This is a genomic window from Arthrobacter sp. P1_B4, from assembly GCF_056406555.1.
Map to the genome: position 1 here is coordinate 1 of NZ_JBFTZW010000196.1, position 1,090 is coordinate 1,090.

1 protein-coding gene is annotated in these 1,090 nt (G+C 66.8%); it reads right to left on the reverse strand.

Annotation, left to right across the window (positions count from 1 at the left end; all coding sequences use genetic code 11):
• Positions 1-39 precede the first annotated feature (39 nt).
• Positions 40-972, reverse strand: coding sequence for an endonuclease domain-containing protein (locus tag AC1D1W_RS20685; protein WP_476944700.1), 933 nt, complete (start codon positions 970-972; stop codon positions 40-42).
• Positions 973-1,090: the final 118 nt, after the last annotated feature.

Below are 1,090 nucleotides of genomic sequence, written 5' to 3' on the forward strand. Positions count from 1 at the left end.
GGGGCCGTTCTGAGCGCTCAGAACGGCCCCTGCTGCGAGCTAGTTGGGCGGCCAACCACGGCTGGCGAGAACGGTGCGGACCTTGGTCACGGCGGCGCGCGCGTCGTTCTGCATGTGCCGTTTTGAGATCCTGACCAGGGTCCAGCCCGCGCCGCTGTAGTCCTCTTCCCTGGCGATGTCGCGGATGACCTGGGCCGCGTCGGAGTGCACGGCCCCCTCATACTCCACAGCAACCCGGTGTTCCGGATAGGCAAGATCAGGTTGACGCACGACGCCGGAGCGCAGGACCGTGCGCACGTTCAGTTCCGGTTCCGGTAGTCCTGAGCGGCAGAGGGCAAGCCGGAGTCTCGTCTCGGGGGCCGAATCCGCACCGATTCGGGCCTGCTCCAAGGCGAGCCGCGCCTTGCGGATACCGGGTGTTCCCTTGTGGCGGTCCAGCATCTCGGCCAGTTCCCCGGGACGGGCATAGGGCATGGTCCGGCTTTCAAACTCGGGCCGGGGATGGCGCAGCAGGTGGTCCGCCACCACGGTCAGTTCGTCAATGCTCATCTTCCGGGCGCAGTCCAACCACGTCCTGGTCCGTGAGGTTACCAGCACGCCGTCGATCGTGGTGATTTCGTCGGCGAAGAATTGCCCGACATGGCCAATCACGCCCTTGCGCCGCGGTATTGCCATGGAGTCCGGACGAGATATGTGGATGGCGGGGGCACCAGAGCCCGGGAGAAAGCCCGGGAAGTCCCAGATCAGGAAGGCGGTCGCGTGGGAGGCTGCCGAGAACTGCGTGACAAGAGTTAGGGGCCGGGCATTCAGCTTCACGTCAGCGGAGTGTTCTGCCGGCAGCCGGATCCCGCGGCTCGGAACCCGCAGTGAGGGATGCCTGAGCCGGCGACGGCTGACCCCGGCGTCGGCTGCCTCCCGGAATGTAAACGGCGCCGAACCGAGCGGCGCCGGGAGCGGCCGGGGTGTCTTCATCGACCCATCGTCGCAAAACCCAGGACTGCCTAGGAGAGTTATCCACAGCCCGCGGCCCGTCCTCCCAACTGACTCGCAGCAGGGGCCGTTCTGAGCGCTCAGAACGGCCCCTGCTGCG

Excerpts from the sequence above, each read along its gene's own strand:
- AC1D1W_RS20685 (WP_476944700.1), bottom strand. The coding sequence starts at position 972 with ATGAAGACACCCCGGCCGCTCCCGGCGCCGCTCGGTTCGGCGCCGTTT.